This is a genomic window from uncultured Chitinibacter sp. (assembly GCF_945957625.1).
Lineage (GTDB): Bacteria > Pseudomonadota > Gammaproteobacteria > Burkholderiales > Chitinibacteraceae > Chitinibacter > Chitinibacter tainanensis.
Genome location: NZ_CAMFLP010000006.1, coordinates 129,108 through 143,738, shown reverse-complemented (window position 1 = coordinate 143,738; position 14,631 = coordinate 129,108). Strand labels below are relative to the sequence as shown.

Below are 14,631 nucleotides of genomic sequence, written 5' to 3'. Positions count from 1 at the left end.
TGCATTATTGCCTAGGCGGCGCGGCGGCGGCTTTGGGCCCGATCGAATAAAATACACTCAATGGCCGCACACATCGAATGGGCCTTAAAGACCGAGAAGGCACTCGGGCGTTGGCGAATCAGCGTGTGCAGGCTGTCTTTCAAGACATTCAGTTCACTATCAGGTAACTCATACAGCCAATCGTACGGGGTAGAACCATAATTGGGGCGTGGCATGATCAAACCTCTGTGCAACAACAGCATTAGTAATGACATTGGCTTTCAGCTTGAACCGATTTTGCGCTGATTTGAAGCTGTTGCTGATAAGTGGTTTGGTGTCTTGAATTTGTCAGTTTTGCTGTGGCTGGGGCAGTTGCTGCGCTTGGCATGGCCGGGGTGAATTAATCATGTTGTACGGCATCACCATTATTTTCGCGACTTTATTCGCTGGCGAAGCACTCAGCCGGCTGTTGCAGCTGCCGATTCCGGGGGCGGTGATGGGCATGCTGCTGCTCACGCTGATCGCGATTTTACGCCGTGGTCTGGATCGACGAGTGGTGGATGCCGCCGGCGCCATGCTGCGCTATTTGGGAGTGCTGTTTATTCCGGCCGGGGTGGGCTTGATGACCTTGGGCGACGAAATCGGCCGGCAGGGCTGGGCCTTGCTCGCTACCTTGCTGATCTCCACAGTGATGACCATGGCCGGCACGGCTTGGATGCTGCAACATCTGTTGCGCCGCAAAGACCGGCTGAATAAAAACGCCATTCAGGATGAGCTGCCATGAATACCTTGTGGTTGTTGTGGCTGCAGTTAAGTCATATTCCGGCGTTCTGGATTGCGCTGACCTTATTGGCCTTTGGGATTGGCGATGCGCTGTATGTGCGGGCGGGGGGCTTTCCGCTGCTCAATCCGGTGCTGATCAGCGTGTTATTGCTGATTAGCCTCTTGCTGTTCACCCATGTGCCGTACCCGGTGTATTTTGCCGGCGCGCAGCCCATTCATATCCTCTTGGGCCCGGCCACGGTGGCGCTGGCGATTCCGCTGTATAGCAATTTGCAGCGGGTACGCGATTACGCACTGCCCCTGTTGCTGGCCTTGCTGTTTGGCTGTGTGTTGGGAATCGTCTCGGCGCTGGCATGCGGGCAATTGTTTGGACTGTCGGCCAGTAGCTTGGCCTCGATTGCGCCCAAATCGGTAACCACGCCGATTGCCATGGCGCTGGCCCAGCATGCCGGTGGCAATGTCTCGCTGGCGGCGGGGTTTGTGATTCTGACCGGCATTTGCGGCGCCGTGTTGGCCGTGCCGATTTTCCGCCTGTTGCGCATCGAGCATGAAATTGCCCAAGGCTTTGCGCTGGGGATGGCCGCGCACGGGGTGGGCACATCGCGGGCGATTCAGCTCTCCGAAACCGCCGGTGCGTTTTCCGGCTTGGCGATGGGGCTGAATGGGGTGCTGACCTCCTTGCTGCTCTCGGTGGTGCTGGGCTCTTGGTGGTCGGTTTTTGGTTGATTATTGCTAGGGGTATTGCCGTGAAATCAAAGTATTCAAAGGCGTTTTGGGTAATACGTGCCGGGGTATTTTGTAATATGCCATCGACGTGTGTTGGCTGATGGCTGGCGCGCGCTAGCCGTGCTCTAATGCCAGCTCCGGACGATGGAGGAACAATAATGACAATCCGCATGACCCTGGCGCTAAGCGCGCTCTTACTGTGCAGCCCACTCGTGCACGCGCACGACGAGGCCACCATGGCCGCAATGAAAGCCCCTCATGGCGGTCAGCTGAAAATGGCCGGCTGGTATCACTTTGAACTGGTGCAGCAGGGCCGCAAAGCCGTGCTGTACATCACCGATCACGCGGGCGTGGCCAAGCCCTCGGCAGGCGTGAAGGGGGAGCTGAGCACCGTGAGCAATGGCAAAACCCAAACGCTGACGCTAAGCCCTGCCAAACCCAATCTGCTGCAGGGCCAATGGGCCAGCGCACCGGCGAAGGGTGCTACCATTCAGGCCAAGATCACCTTTCCGGATGGCCGCAGCGAGCAAACCAGCTTTGGCCCCGCCGCCGCGATGGATCACAGCCAGCATCACTAAGATCGCTTTGCGAGTCCCCAGCGCCCACTGTGTGTATGCACAGTGGGCGTTGTTGTTTTACCGCGTTGGTCGCGCAGGAATAGCTGGCATTAGTGCACAAATGGGCGAGTTCCCTCCTTGTAAGGTGGATTCTTACGCAGACTGGTCATGATGGCGCTTGCTACGCTGTGGGCATTCATTAGCTGCGCCCACCGGCGCTATTTTGCTCAGGAGGTGCCCGATGGCCCGTGCTTTACCCATGTGGATGTTGTCAGTGTGTTTATTGGTATTCAGTGGCTGGGCACAGGCGCGCGGTGAGCATGGCGGCAGCTGGGAAAAACTGGCCAGTAAAAATGTGGGTATTCTGGGCGAGCGCGATAGCATTCATGTGAATCGTGGCCCGTATAACAAGCTGCGCCTGAGTGTGCACAAGCGGGCGGTAGAGTTTTCCCGGGTGTTTGTTGAGTTTCGCAATGGCGATCGGATCGAAGTGCCAGTGCGCGAGCGCATCCACGCCGGCGGCCAAAGCCGGGTGATCGATCTGCCCGGCCGCGGGCGCTATATCAAAAAAGTCATTCTCTGGTACAAAACCGCGCCGGGTAGTCTGGAGCGGGCGCAAGTGGCGGTGTGGGCGCGGCGCTAGGGCTGTAGCGGGTGGGTGAATCTGTCATTGTTTTGTGCAGTGCAGCGTGATAGGCTCAAAGCCTTAGTGTTTACGCAAGTGTTTGTTTCAATTGGTTTGCTCAGGTTTGTATTGCCTTAATTTGCACGACTCAGCTCGGAGACGCCCGCATGCCGTACTACTTCGAAGACCTGACGCTCGATCTGAGCGCCGAATACCGCAAAACTCTCACCGAAACTGATGTGGTGCTGTTCGCCGGCCTCACCGGCGACAACAACCCAATGCACATCGATGCCGAATTCGCCGGCCAAACCCGCTTTGGCGAGCGCATTGTGCACGGGATGCTGACCGCTAGTTTTCTTTCTACCGTGATCGGCATGCACTTGCCCGGGCCGGGTTGTATTTACATGGCGCAGAATATCCGCTTTGTAAAACCCGTTCACATTGGCGAAACCGTCCGGGCCACCGCTCGCGTCGTCGAGCTATGGCCCGACAAGCAACGCGCCAAGCTGATTACCGAATGTTTTGTGCGCGATACCGTGGTGCTGACTGGTGATGCGTTAGTGTGGGTGCCCAAACGGCCAGTGGGTTGAGCGTTTGCCAAAATCTTGCTCACCAAGCGCTTAGCGTTCACGGCCCGTTCGTTGCGCGGCTAGTTTGTGCTGTGCGCCGTAGTGCTTAATCCCAATGTGAGCCACGACCGCGTTACCCGCATGTATTAGAATCGCCGCCAATTCTAAAAAGAGCGAGGGGCATGGTATGGCATATTCTCAATCCTGGCGTGATGCATGGTTTGCGCGGGTGTTTTCGCGGCTGGATGTCTTCAAAATTTTATTTGAAGACACGGATATTGAGCGGCGCTATTTTGCGCTTCAGCCTGATTCACGTGTGTTGGTGATTTCAGGCGCGGGCTGTGGCGTGGCCAGTATGCTGGCGCATCGTCCTGCCAGCATTGATGCGGTGGATATGAATCCGCACCATCTGGCGCTCACCGGCCTGAAAGTCGCCGCCACCCGCCAACTCAGCTGTAGCGATACGCTGTATGCCTTGTTTGGTCATGGTCGCCATGCGGATGCGCCACAGCTGATCAATACCTTAACGCAGGAGCTGCCAGCATGGATGCAGCAGTATTGGCGCAAGCATGCGGGCAAATTCAGTCATGATTTTTACCGGCAGGGTTTTTTCTACCGCATTATCGGGACTTTGCATCGCCAGATGCAGCTGGATGCCGACTGGCTGCGGGCTTTAGCGGGGTTGCCGGTGGCTCAGCGTCAGCAACTGGCGGGAGCGCGTTATCGGCAGGTATTGGGCAAAAGCTGGATCCGCGCCGTGGTCGATTCGCCATTACCTTTGCTGGCGCAGGGGATTAATTTCCGCCAGCGTGATCTAAATTTACACAGCAATGCCGCCCAATCGATGGGTCAGGTGTTGCTGAATCTGGTGGATCAGCTTGCCACTACCGATGTGGCGCGCAACTGGATTATCTGGCATTGCCAGTTGGCTCAGTTTGATCATCAGGAGCGAGCCTGTCGGCCGCCGTATTTGCGGCCTGAGTTACATCAGCAAGCGCATGGTGCTCCTACCGCCACTCACTTTCACCGTGAAAACCTGTTTCATGTACTGGGGCGTGCCGCCGCTGGGCAGTGGACGCATTTTGGTCTGAGCGACGCGATGGACTGGATGCCACCTGAAGTGCAACGCCAAGTGCTACAGGAAATCTGTCGCACAGCTGCACCCGGTGCGCGGGTCATCGTCCGCAGTGTGGCGGCAGATGACTTGGTGGCCAAGCTGGGCATGCAAGCCCAGCTGCAGCGACTGGATGCCATTTCCGAGCGTGCCACGGCCGAAGAATGCAGCCGTCTTTACCGGCGCACCGATCTGTATCAGGTGCTGGCATGAGTCACGAACTGGAAGAACACAGGGCGTTTTTAAATCGCTATTACCAGCATGTCCGCCATGTGTATGATCTGAGCCGCAAATTTTTCCTGTTTGGGCGCGACCGGGCTTTACGGGACTTGCTGGCGGGGCAGTGGGAAGATCTGGTCGAAATCGGCGCGGGCACGGGTCGCAATTTACGTTGGCTCGCGCGCCGCCGGCCAGCCCATTACACCGGTATTGATGCCGCGGATGCAATGCTATTGCAGGCGCGCCGGCAAGCTCCAGCTATGCGCTTTCTGCATGGGTTTGCGGAAACCTGCGACATCGCGGGGCTACATGGGCGCGCGCCCGCACGGATTTTGTTTGCCTATTCACTCTCGATGATGCCACAGCCGGCTGCTGTGCTAGCCAATGCGGCCGCTGCCTTGGCGCCGGGGGGGGAAATCTGGATTATCGATTTTGCCGATGCGGCCCATTGGTGGGCGCCGGCACGGCGTGCGCTGCAGCGCTTTCTGACGCCATTTCGGGTTTATCCGCCGCCAGTCAGCCTGTATACCCCGTATGAGACCCGGCTAGAATATGGCCTGGGGCGCTATTATCAGCTGGTGCGGTTGCGGCCACGGTTGGCCAGTTGCCAAGCTTGAATCGCTGGTAGTACATCGCGGCGTAGTTCATCACCCAACAGTAAATCGGCATGGCCATAATCCGCCCTGCAAGCCGCCGCGCGCTGACAGGGTAAAAGAGTGAGCTGCGGCGGCTGGGCACTGCCCGCCGGAAAAGCACGGGCTAGCTCATCGGCCAGCACCTGCGCCCGCGCCGAATAAGGGTTGGCGCCATAAACCAGCAGCACGGGCAGGTCGGCCAGTGCGGCAGGCTGATAGCTGGGTTCGTGACCATCAATCCAGCGCAGTAGTTGGCGTGCCACGCCGATGGGCACGTTATCAAAGGTTTGGGTGATGATCTCGGCAAGGGGAATCTGCTGCAGATTATTAAAGTTCGCCCATTTCTGCCAGCTGGCTGTTTTTTGTAACAGTGGCGCGAGTAAAGCGAGTATAGGATTTAGCCAGCGATAGGGTATGCGGCTAAAGCCGAATATCTGCAAGCCTCGCAGAGTCATACGTGCAGGGGTACTGATGGGGTAGCCGCTTAAATCGACAGGGGCTTCCACTAAGGCCAAGGTGCTTAGGAATGACTGGTTTTCCCCATGTATGAGGTTAAGTGGCCGCTGCTGCGCCAGTGCCGCCAGCCATTGCAAACCGCCCAGCGAAAATCCTACCGCATGCAAAGTCGTGTAGCCGGCAGCCGTGCGTAAGCTCGTGCACCAGTCATGCAGTGCTCTGGCTTGTTCGGCGAGCGTGCAATCGCCAGCCAGTGGCAGCAAATCAATGGTGAAGACATCCATCCCCGCCCCCTGCCAGTGCGCGATCCAGTCGCAATGCGCCCGCAGCGAAAAAGCGCGCGGATGAATCCCAAAGCCGCTGAGCAAAATCACCGCCTCCCGACTTGAGGTCGTGGCGGCTGGGTGACGCCAAAACTGAAACTGCAGTCCGCGCGGCCCGAGTAGCAGCTCAGGGAGAGGTCGGTAAGTATGCTGAGGCACGATGAACAAGGGCCGCTGGTGAAGAATAGGGCATGCTACTGATTGCCGGCAGGACTGGCAATTTGCGTGCCCCGTGCTGCCCTGCTTGAGCGCAAAAAAGCCCCGCACAGGCGGGGCTTGGCTAAATGCTAGGGGCTTACTTCCTCGCGTGCGCCACCAGCACCATTACGGCGGCGGAGGCTAGGCGGGTTTTCACATCATCGGCGCGGCTGGTGAGCACAATCGGAACGCGGGCCCCAAGCACAATTCCGGCCGAATCGGCGGCGGCGAAGTAGCTCATTTGTTTGGCCAGCATATTGCCGGCCTCAATGTCGGGCACGACCAGGATGTCAGCTTGGCCGGCGACTGGCGAGTTGATTTTCTTGGTTTTGGCGGCGGCCATTGAAATGGCATTATCAAAGGCCAACGGGCCATCCAGCTGCGCGCCGTGAATCTGGCCACGGTCGGCCATTTTGCAAAGCAGGGCGGCATCCATGGTGGAGGGCATTTTGTCGGAGACGGTTTCTACCGCCGATAGCAGCGCGACTTTCGGGCATTCAATGCCCAAAATATGCGCCAGATCGATGGCGTTTTGGGTGATATCGACTTTGTCGGCCAGGGGGGGGGCGATATTGATCGCCGCATCGGTCACCAGCAGCGCGCGCTCATACGCCGGCACATCCATCACAAACACATGGCTAATACGCCGCGCACCGCGCAGCCCAGTGCTGCCGCTCATCACGGCCGACATCATTTCATCGGTATGCAGGCTGCCTTTCATCAGGGCGCTGGCTTCGCCGTTGCGACAGAGCTCAACGGCCTTGAGCGCCGAGGCGTGGCTATGCTCGGTGCCAACGATGCGCACGCCGGCCAGATCGACACCGACTTGCTGTGCCAGCGCGCGGATTTTGCCCTCTGGCCCGACCAAAATCGGCACGATCAGTTTCTCATGCGCGGCGGCCATCGCGCCGAGCAGGGAATCCGGGTCGCACGGATGCACCACGGCCGTGGGTACGGCCGGGAGCAGATCGGTTTTGGCGCGTAATTCGGCAAAGACATGATGGGCGCGCAGGGTAAATTGCGGTGCTTCGGCGTATTGGCTGCGCTGTTTTTCGGTGGGGGCTGCCACTTGAATGGGGCCGGAGCAAAGCCGATCGCCATGCTGGTTTTCACACACGGCTTCCAGTGTTACGGTGTGATTGCTGGCGTGTTTTTCACTCACGGTGAGGGTGAGATTGAGAATATCGTCTTCATGCACCCAGCCACTGCTGCGCAGGCCATGCTCGCGGATCAGCGAGCCGGGGCCGGGGAAGGAGTTGGTGGCGGTGGCGGTCAGGAATAAAAACACGCCGGTGGCGGGTACTTTGATCTGGCCTTCTTCTTCCACCTTGCCGCCCATCATGCCCAGCATCTCCACATCGCTGCGGCGAATCAGATGCTGACGGTGATATTGCTGGCCGAGGGCCAGATCAGCAAACAACACATTTTGCGTACTCATGATCAACTCCTGCGGCCCCGGGCCGCCTGCTGTGGCCGGCGCACCGGCCGAGGTTTAGCCCATGATGTTGACGCCACCATCGATATAAAAAGTGGAGCCGGTCAGGCGTTTGGCGCCATCCGAACATAAGAATACCGCCGCGGCGCCCACATCATCGATGTCTACCAGCTCGCGCATTGGCGCTTGCTGGGCGGCTTGCGCCAGCATAGCGTTAAATTCGGGAATGCCGCTGGCGGCGCGGGTCATGATCGGGCCGGGCGATACCGCATGGACACGGATTTTCTTTGGCCCCAGCTCATTGGCGAGGTATTTCACGCTGGCTTCCAGCGCGGCTTTCACCGGGCCCATTACGCCATAATTGGGTACCACGCGCTCGGCACCCAGATAGCTCATGGTGAGTAGAGTGCCGCCTTCGTGCATCAGTGGCTCGGCCAGCTTGCACATGCGGATAAACGAATGGCAAGACACATCCATGGCCAGGGCAAAGCCTTCGGCACTGCTATCCACCACGCGGCCGTGCAGGTCGTCTTTGAGGGCAAAGGCAATTGAATGCACCGCCATATCTAGCTGGCCCCATTGCTGGCGGATTTTGCTAAACACGGCTTCAAGCTCGCCCGGCTCTTGCACATTACATTTTTCCAGAATCGCCGGCTCCAGCTCGTCCAGCAGCGGGGCGATAAAATCGCGGGTGCGCTCGGTTTGGTAAGTGATCGCCAGCTCCACACCCTGGGCTTTTAAGGCCTTGGCCACCCCGTAGGCAATCGAATTGGCATTGGCCAAACCTAGAATCAGGGCGCGTTGCCCGCTCATTGCTGTGCTCATGGTAGATATCCTGTTGATTAAAATGGCGAAAGTGGTAAGCAAGCGCTGGCGCAGTCAGCCGGCATGCTGCACTGCGAGATACTTTGCATGCTAGCCTTTGCCGCCTTGTTGTGCAATGCAATATAACCGGCCAATATGACCAAACCAAGATGGCCACGTCAGGTGCATTGATCCCCGGCCATGTATTACCACTCTCGGCAATAAATCCATAGCTTAGCGCCCGATACGGCAGCGGGTATCTTGGCGTGCAGTGCTTTCGATCTAGATCAAAAGTGCAACTTGTCAGCGGCGGGCGAAGCGGCAATACTCTTGTCGCTGCAATGGAAGGAAAACCCGTGTTTAGTGCTGCCTATCAGGCCCTTATGGCCACTGACCCCCAAGAAAAAATCGCCCTGGTGCAGGCGATTGTGATCCCCGCCGTGCTCCCCATGGCCGAGGCTTTACCGATTCAAACGGTTAACCCACCAGGCCGGCCCGCGCGGCCGGAGCTGGTGCTGCCGGCGAAAGTACCCAAACGCAGCAATTTGCGCCTAACTGAAAACCGCGCCGCCATGCTGCATGCCTTTGCCCATATCGAATTTAACGCGATCAATCTGGCGCTGGATGCCATTTACCGCTTTCGCGAGATGCCGCTGCAGTACTACCACGACTGGCTGCAGGTCGCGCGCGAAGAGGGCTATCACTTTAATCTGCTGTGCGCGCATCTGGCCGATCTGGGCTATCAGTATGGCGACTTTGCCGCCCACAACAGCCTATGGGAAATGGCCGTGAAAACCGATGCGGATGTCATGGCGCGTATGGCGCTGGTGCCGCGTATTTTGGAAGCGCGCGGGCTCGATGCTGTGCCCCCCTTGCAAGCCAAGCTCGGCGCGGTGGGCGATCAACGCGCCTGCGAGATTCTGGATATTATCCTGCGCGATGAAATCGGCCATGTACGCATCGGCAATCGCTGGTTCCACTGGTGTTGCGATCAGCGCGGCCTGGAGCCGATTGCCACCTTTGTTCGCCTGGTACGCGAATACGATGCACCCCAATTTCGCGGCGCGATGAATCATTTGGCGCGGGTGGAAGCGGGCTTTAGCGATGAAGAGCTCGCGCTGCTGGCCACTTTGCGTGAAGGTGAATAATTAAGCTTAAACAAACCGGCAGGACGCGCCTACCGGTTTGCGCACACTTAGCGGACGCTACGCTGACGACGTCGTGCTCCCAAAAGTCCCATCAAACCCAACCCCATCAGGGCATAAGTTTCTGGCTCTGGCACAGGCGCAATACTATTGCGAACATAAATAGTTTCTGGCACCCCTGACAGTGCGCCATTTACGCCATCTGTTACAAGCCCACGTGCGAAATCTTGTGGGTCGACGTGGGTGAAGTTGCTCCAATACTCCGAAGCAAAAATATAGTTGGCGTGATTATTGAACGTGGTCGGATTGCTGATTTGACCTGGGTTGCCAGGCGCAATGAAGTCTGACCAGAGTGGTTTATTCGCCCATTCTTGAACTGTGGCAACGCGCCAGCCTTCAGCTGCGCGATAGCTCGCAGGCTGAATATTGCCTGAGCCCCATTCGTTTGGTGCGATCGGTCCGGCATAAACCCAATCCAGACCAGAGCCTTTAAAGTTTTTCAAAATTACGCTATCCGGAATCAGCGTGTTTGAGTCAAAAATCACTGCATGGGCGGTACTGTGTACACCAATCGCAAGTGCGGCGGCTAAAAGTAGTTGTTTCATTACGGATTTCCATCTGTTTGATTAATAAAAAGCCCCGACTTCAGCGTGAAGTGCGGGGCTCAATTATGTTATTTTTATTTCAAACTTATGTCTGTGACCTTGCTTTCCCTGTCTTTTTTCTGTCTCGGATTAGAAGGTCGTCTGTTCACTTTTGCGCGACTTTCTGTCCGGTCGGGTTATCCCAGTCGTAATAGCCTTTCCAAGCGTTGTAGACCAGATTGGGGTATTCCGGCCGGCCGAGGCTGCCGTTGTAGCGGCCGAGCGCCCGAAAGAGATCGCCGTTTTCGATATCCAGATAATGGCGCAAGATGGTGCAGCCATAGCGCAGATTGGTGTTCATATCGAATAGGCTTTGGTCGGGCGTGCCGATGGCGCGTTGCCAGAAGGGCATCACCTGCATCAGGCCGCGTGCGCCCACCGGGCTGATGGCGTAGCGGTTAAAGCGGCTTTCGATGTGAATCAGCCCCAGCACCATTTGCGGGTCTAGCCCGGCGCGGGTGGCTTCGTATTGAATGGCGGTGAGTAATTTGCGGCGGACAAATTCATCGGGAATGCGCGATTTTAACCGCTCGGACATCTCATCCAGCCAGGCTTCCCCTTCGGCTTTATTGGCAAACATCAGGCGTGGCTCGATGCGATCGGCAATGCTGCGGCGCAGGCTGGTGGCTACCGAGTCCGAGAGAAATTCCTCGCGCTGTGCGCCGGCATGGGCGGCGCCGGTAAGGAGGGCAAGGCAAAGGCTAAGGGGGAGAGCGAACTTCAACATCATGAATTTGCAACCAAAATTACTGTCGCCATTGTGGCGGCTGATGGCGCTAGGGTCAATCGCTGCACGCCCCAGTGTGAGCCAAACGGCAATCTGGTGCCCGAATGCAAACAGCCCATACGCGGGGTATGGGCTGTTCAGGCTTGCTAGGGGTATGGCTTGCAATGGCTTTCAATGATTGGCCTGGCAGGTTATACCCCGGCGGGTACTTAGGCCAGTTGCTGCTGGATAAAGCTCAGTGCTTCGCCCACAGCGATTTTTTGCATTTCACCGGCGCGGCGGGCCACGTATTCGACTTCGCCATTGGCCAGCGCTTTGTCACCGACGGTAATGCGATGCGGAATACCGATCAATTCCATATCGGCAAACATCGAACCCGGCCGCTCGTTGCGATCATCCAGCAGTACTTCGATGCCGGCGGCACTAAAGTCGGCATACAGCTGCTCGGCGGCGGCTTTGACGGCGTCTGATTTGTGGTAACCCACTGCCACGATGGCCACGGCAAATGGTGCCATCGCTTGCGGCCAGATAATGCCGCGCGCGTCGTGGTTTTGCTCAATGGCGGCGCCCACAATCCGTGATACGCCAATGCCATAGCAGCCCATTTCCATTGGCGTGAGCTGGTTTTGCTCGTTCAGGAATTCGGCTTTCATGGCTTGCGAGTATTTGGTGCGCAACTGGAAGATATGGCCGACTTCAATCCCGCGGCACAATTCCAGCACGCCGCCTTTGCCATCCGGGCAAACGTCGCCGTTCACCACATTGCGGATGTCTGCCACCACTGCAGGCTCGGGCAGATCACGGCCAAAGTTCACGCCGGCCAGGTGGAATTTCGGCTTATTCGCGCCGCAGACAAAGTCGCTCATCACAGCCACGGTGCGATCGGCAATCACGCGAATGTTCGCATTGATGCCAACGGGGCCGATAAAGCCGGGTGGGCAGTTCAGATTGCTGCGGATTTCTTCTTCAGTGGCGAAGCGGAAATCGAGCATGCCATCTACTTTGCCGATTTTCACTTCGTTCAGATTATGGTCGCCGCGTAGCAGGGCCAGCACAAACTCGCCGGCGGTGGTCACCAGCGCAATGGCTTTCACTGTGCGCTCGATGCCAATGCCGAGCAGAGCGGCCACGTCTTCGCAGGCGGTTTGTTTCGGGGTGTCTACTTCGCGCAGCGCTTCGCTGGCGGCCGCGCGTGGGGCGGCGGGCGGCAGTGCTTCAGCCAGCTCCACGTTGGCGGCAAACTCAGAAGTCGGGCAGTAGGCCAGCAAATCTTCGCCGGCATCGGCCAGGACATGGAATTCATGCGAGCCATCACCACCAATGGCGCCGGTATCGGCGGCCACGGCGCGGAACTGGAGGCCCAGGCGGCTAAACACGTTGGAGTAGGCGCCGTACATCACTTTGTAGGTGTCTTGCAGCGAAGCCAGATCCGCGTGGAAGGAATACGCGTCTTTCATCATAAATTCGCGTGCGCGCATTACGCCAAAACGTGGGCGGATTTCGTCGCGGAATTTGGTTTGCACCTGGTAGAAATTCACCGGCAGCTGTTTGTAGCTTTTGATTTCCGAACGCGCGATGTCGGTGATGACTTCTTCGTGGGTTGGGCCAAAACAGAAATTACGCTCGTGGCGGTCGGTGATTTTCAGCATTTGCGGGCCGAAGACATCCCAGCGGCCGGTTTCTTGCCACAGCTCGGCCGGTTGCACGGCGGGCATCAGCAGCTCTTGGGCGCCGGCTTTGTTCATCTCTTCACGCACCACGCTCTCTACCTTGCGCAAGACGCGCAGACCCAGAGGCATCCAGGTATACAGGCCCGAGCCCAGCCGTTTGATCAGGCCCGCGCGCAGCATCAGCTTGTGCGAGAGCAGTTCGGCCTCGGAAGGCGCTTCTTTCAGGGTAGAGAGAAATAAGTGTGAGGTGCGCATAATGGCAAAATCCAATAGAGAAGAGGGTCGTGGCCCCGGCAAAGGGGCCATTTTAGCTGATTGGCGCTGATTATTCAGTACGCTCGGCCGCTTCACCCTGGGCGCGTTCGGCTTCCAGACGGGCGATTTCGGCGGCTTTTTGCTCGGCGCGTTTGGCGGCAAATTTCGGGCGCAGCAGATTCATCAAAATAATGTCGCGACCTTTCATCAAAGCCAGCAGCCACACCACCAAAATTGCCGCGTACGACCACGAATCATTGCGCAGGCCCGGCGCCAGCGCCGCCATCAGCGGGTTGAGGGCAAACTGCACGCTGCCCAATACCACCAGCAGCAAAATCACCGTCGAGATGGCGCGCTCACGCAGGAAAGTCCCGCGCAGCAAAACGCGCTGCTCCCAGGCCGAGAGGCCAGCTAATTCAGGAACGGAATCCGGGCGGAAATAGAAGGTCATAACGCTGTTATCCAGTTAACACATTGGCGGGCAATGTTACGGGAAAGTGCATATAAAGCAAGCCCGTACTTCCCGTTTGGCCGCCTACGTGGTATCTGTTAGGCCATAACAAGGAGACGAAATGATGTCACATGCTTTACGCCCGCTTGTGCTGGGTTTCAGTCTGGCCCTGCTGACCGCGCCAGCCAGTTTTGCGGCCAAAAAAGCCAGCGCCCCGGTCAAAGCCGCCAGTAGCGCCAGTGCCGTGGCGGTCACGCCAGCGCAGCCGCCACTGGGCAATGCGCAATTTATGCTCAATCAGTTCAACGAGATTTTGCTGCCAGCGCAAAATGCGCTGGCGACGGCGGCCGCCGGCCTGCCGGATGCGACCCGGCGCTTCTGTGCCGCCAGCGCGGCAGACAAGCCCGCGGCGTTTAGCGCGCTGCAAGCGCAATATGTCGCCACGTTGCTCGCTTGGCGGGCAATCGAAGTTGCGCCGATTGGCCCCAGCGCCGACCCGGAAGTGGGCCAGCTGATGGAAGGCGCGAGCCGCGCGCCGGCGGAAATCCTCACCCTCACCAAGTTGCAGCCGGCGGCGCAGATGGTGGATGGTCAGGCGGCGTATGAAGCGAAAAAACTTCCTGCTTGGGGTATGGGCTTCAAAGCTATTGAATCATTGCTTTACACAGATACACCCCAGCAGAGTATTGCCCGGCTGAGTGCGGCGCCGGCTTGCCAGTATTTGCTGTGGCAAAGTCAGGTGGTGAGCTATCAGGGTGAAACGCTGCGCCGCGCCTGGGTAGGGCTCAGCCGCGGGGTGCAATATGATTTGAGCTATCCGCGCACTTACCAGACGCAATATCTCAATCGCCTGATCGAAGGCGTGCGCGAGCTGGCCAGTCAAAAAGTCGGCTTTAACGCCAATGGCTGGCTGGATGCGGCCAGCGGGCAAACGGTAGCCAGCTTGCAGGCCAATGTGGGCGCGCTGGCGCGCTTATTGCGCGGCAATCCGGTGGGACTGGAAGAATTTGTCACCAGCCGCAACGATGCCGAGCTGTGGCGCAAGGTAGAAGTGCCGCTAAGCCGGCTCGAGCTGGCCGCCAGCCAGCTTTCGGCAAGCCCCAGCCGGGATGAGGCTAAGGCCCTCGCGGATGCGGCCAATGCGCTGGCCGATGTGCTGCAGCACGAAGTGGCGCCAAAGATGAGTATTCAAATCGGCAAAAAAGCTCAGTAAAGCAAGCGAGCCAGCGGCGGGCGTGCAGGCGGTGGTGCCCCGCGCGCTGCCGCTGCACCCCGCTGTGCGGGGCGGCTTGAGCTGGCCCGCGTGGGCTGGGCGT

General features: G+C 58.1%; 16 protein-coding genes and 1 pseudogene. 9 read left to right on the top strand and 8 right to left on the bottom strand.

The window, feature by feature from the left end:
• Positions 1-11: 11 nt before the first annotated feature.
• A complete protein-coding gene (locus QV747_RS09395; RefSeq protein ID WP_028449092.1) occupies positions 12-215 on the bottom strand; it encodes a hypothetical protein in 204 nt (67 codons plus the stop codon).
• A 170-nt stretch (positions 216-385) separates the two neighbouring features.
• Between QV747_RS09395 and QV747_RS09390 the strand changes: the two genes are divergently transcribed.
• From QV747_RS09390 to QV747_RS09360, 7 genes are all read left to right on the top strand, one after another.
• Entirely contained in the window at positions 386-763 is a 378-nt protein-coding gene (locus QV747_RS09390; protein ID WP_273431073.1) for a CidA/LrgA family protein, read from the top strand.
• Positions 760-1,488: an LrgB family protein gene (locus QV747_RS09385; protein ID WP_273431071.1), complete on the top strand. Its 729-nt coding sequence runs from the start codon at positions 760-762 to the stop codon at positions 1,486-1,488. Before QV747_RS09390 ends, QV747_RS09385 begins: the two co-directional genes overlap by 4 nt.
• 158 nt (positions 1,489-1,646) lie before the next feature.
• A complete protein-coding gene (locus QV747_RS09380; RefSeq protein WP_273431069.1) occupies positions 1,647-2,066 on the top strand; it encodes a hypothetical protein in 420 nt (139 codons plus the stop codon).
• Between the two features lie 220 nt (positions 2,067-2,286).
• Entirely contained in the window at positions 2,287-2,688 is a 402-nt protein-coding gene (locus QV747_RS09375; RefSeq protein ID WP_273431067.1) for a hypothetical protein, read from the top strand.
• A 149-nt stretch (positions 2,689-2,837) separates the two neighbouring features.
• Positions 2,838-3,260 (top strand): MaoC family dehydratase, encoded by a 423-nt coding sequence (locus QV747_RS09370; RefSeq protein WP_047393107.1) that lies wholly within the window; start codon positions 2,838-2,840, stop codon positions 3,258-3,260.
• Between the two features lie 166 nt (positions 3,261-3,426).
• Positions 3,427-4,566, top strand: coding sequence for a DUF3419 family protein (locus tag QV747_RS09365; RefSeq protein ID WP_273431065.1), 1,140 nt, complete (start codon positions 3,427-3,429; stop codon positions 4,564-4,566).
• A complete protein-coding gene (locus QV747_RS09360; RefSeq protein WP_273431063.1) occupies positions 4,563-5,189 on the top strand; it encodes a class I SAM-dependent methyltransferase in 627 nt (208 codons plus the stop codon). The genes QV747_RS09365 and QV747_RS09360 overlap by 4 nt, the downstream gene beginning before the upstream one ends.
• Here QV747_RS09360 and QV747_RS09355 read toward each other — a convergent pair.
• The 3 genes from QV747_RS09355 to fabI all read right to left on the bottom strand — a co-directional run bounded on the left by QV747_RS09355 (position 5,144) and on the right by fabI (position 8,444).
• Positions 5,144-6,154, bottom strand: a complete 1,011-nt coding sequence (locus QV747_RS09355; protein ID WP_273431061.1) for a hypothetical protein — start codon at positions 6,152-6,154, stop codon at positions 5,144-5,146. The genes QV747_RS09360 and QV747_RS09355 overlap by 46 nt on opposite strands.
• A gap of 127 nt (positions 6,155-6,281) precedes the next feature.
• A complete protein-coding gene (locus QV747_RS09350; protein ID WP_273431059.1) occupies positions 6,282-7,622 on the bottom strand; it encodes a bifunctional enoyl-CoA hydratase/phosphate acetyltransferase in 1,341 nt (446 codons plus the stop codon).
• A 54-nt stretch (positions 7,623-7,676) separates the two neighbouring features.
• Positions 7,677-8,444, bottom strand: coding sequence for an enoyl-ACP reductase FabI (gene fabI, locus QV747_RS09345; RefSeq protein WP_034618964.1), 768 nt, complete (start codon positions 8,442-8,444; stop codon positions 7,677-7,679).
• A gap of 320 nt (positions 8,445-8,764) precedes the next feature.
• On the opposite strand from fabI, the gene QV747_RS09340 reads away from it, so the two are divergent.
• Positions 8,765-9,571, top strand: coding sequence for a ferritin-like domain-containing protein (locus QV747_RS09340; protein ID WP_273431056.1), 807 nt, complete (start codon positions 8,765-8,767; stop codon positions 9,569-9,571).
• 47 nt (positions 9,572-9,618) lie between these two features.
• On the opposite strand, the pseudogene QV747_RS16635 reads toward QV747_RS09340, so the two are convergent.
• From QV747_RS16635 to QV747_RS09320, 4 genes and pseudogenes are all read right to left on the bottom strand, one after another.
• A pseudogene (locus QV747_RS16635) lies at positions 9,619-9,714 on the bottom strand (PEP-CTERM sorting domain-containing protein); the annotation flags it as partial.
• A 604-nt stretch (positions 9,715-10,318) separates the two neighbouring features.
• Positions 10,319-10,942: a lytic transglycosylase domain-containing protein gene (locus tag QV747_RS09330; protein ID WP_047393458.1), complete on the bottom strand. Its 624-nt coding sequence runs from the start codon at positions 10,940-10,942 to the stop codon at positions 10,319-10,321.
• 206 nt (positions 10,943-11,148) lie between these two features.
• Positions 11,149-12,864, bottom strand: coding sequence for a proline--tRNA ligase (locus QV747_RS09325; protein WP_273431053.1), 1,716 nt, complete (start codon positions 12,862-12,864; stop codon positions 11,149-11,151).
• A gap of 70 nt (positions 12,865-12,934) precedes the next feature.
• Complete coding sequence (locus QV747_RS09320; protein WP_047393123.1) at positions 12,935-13,315, bottom strand: hypothetical protein; 381 nt, start codon at positions 13,313-13,315, stop codon at positions 12,935-12,937.
• Between the two features lie 121 nt (positions 13,316-13,436).
• On the opposite strand from QV747_RS09320, the gene QV747_RS09315 reads away from it, so the two are divergent.
• Positions 13,437-14,528 (top strand): imelysin family protein, encoded by a 1,092-nt coding sequence (locus QV747_RS09315; RefSeq protein ID WP_273431050.1) that lies wholly within the window; start codon positions 13,437-13,439, stop codon positions 14,526-14,528.
• Positions 14,529-14,631 lie beyond the last annotated feature (103 nt).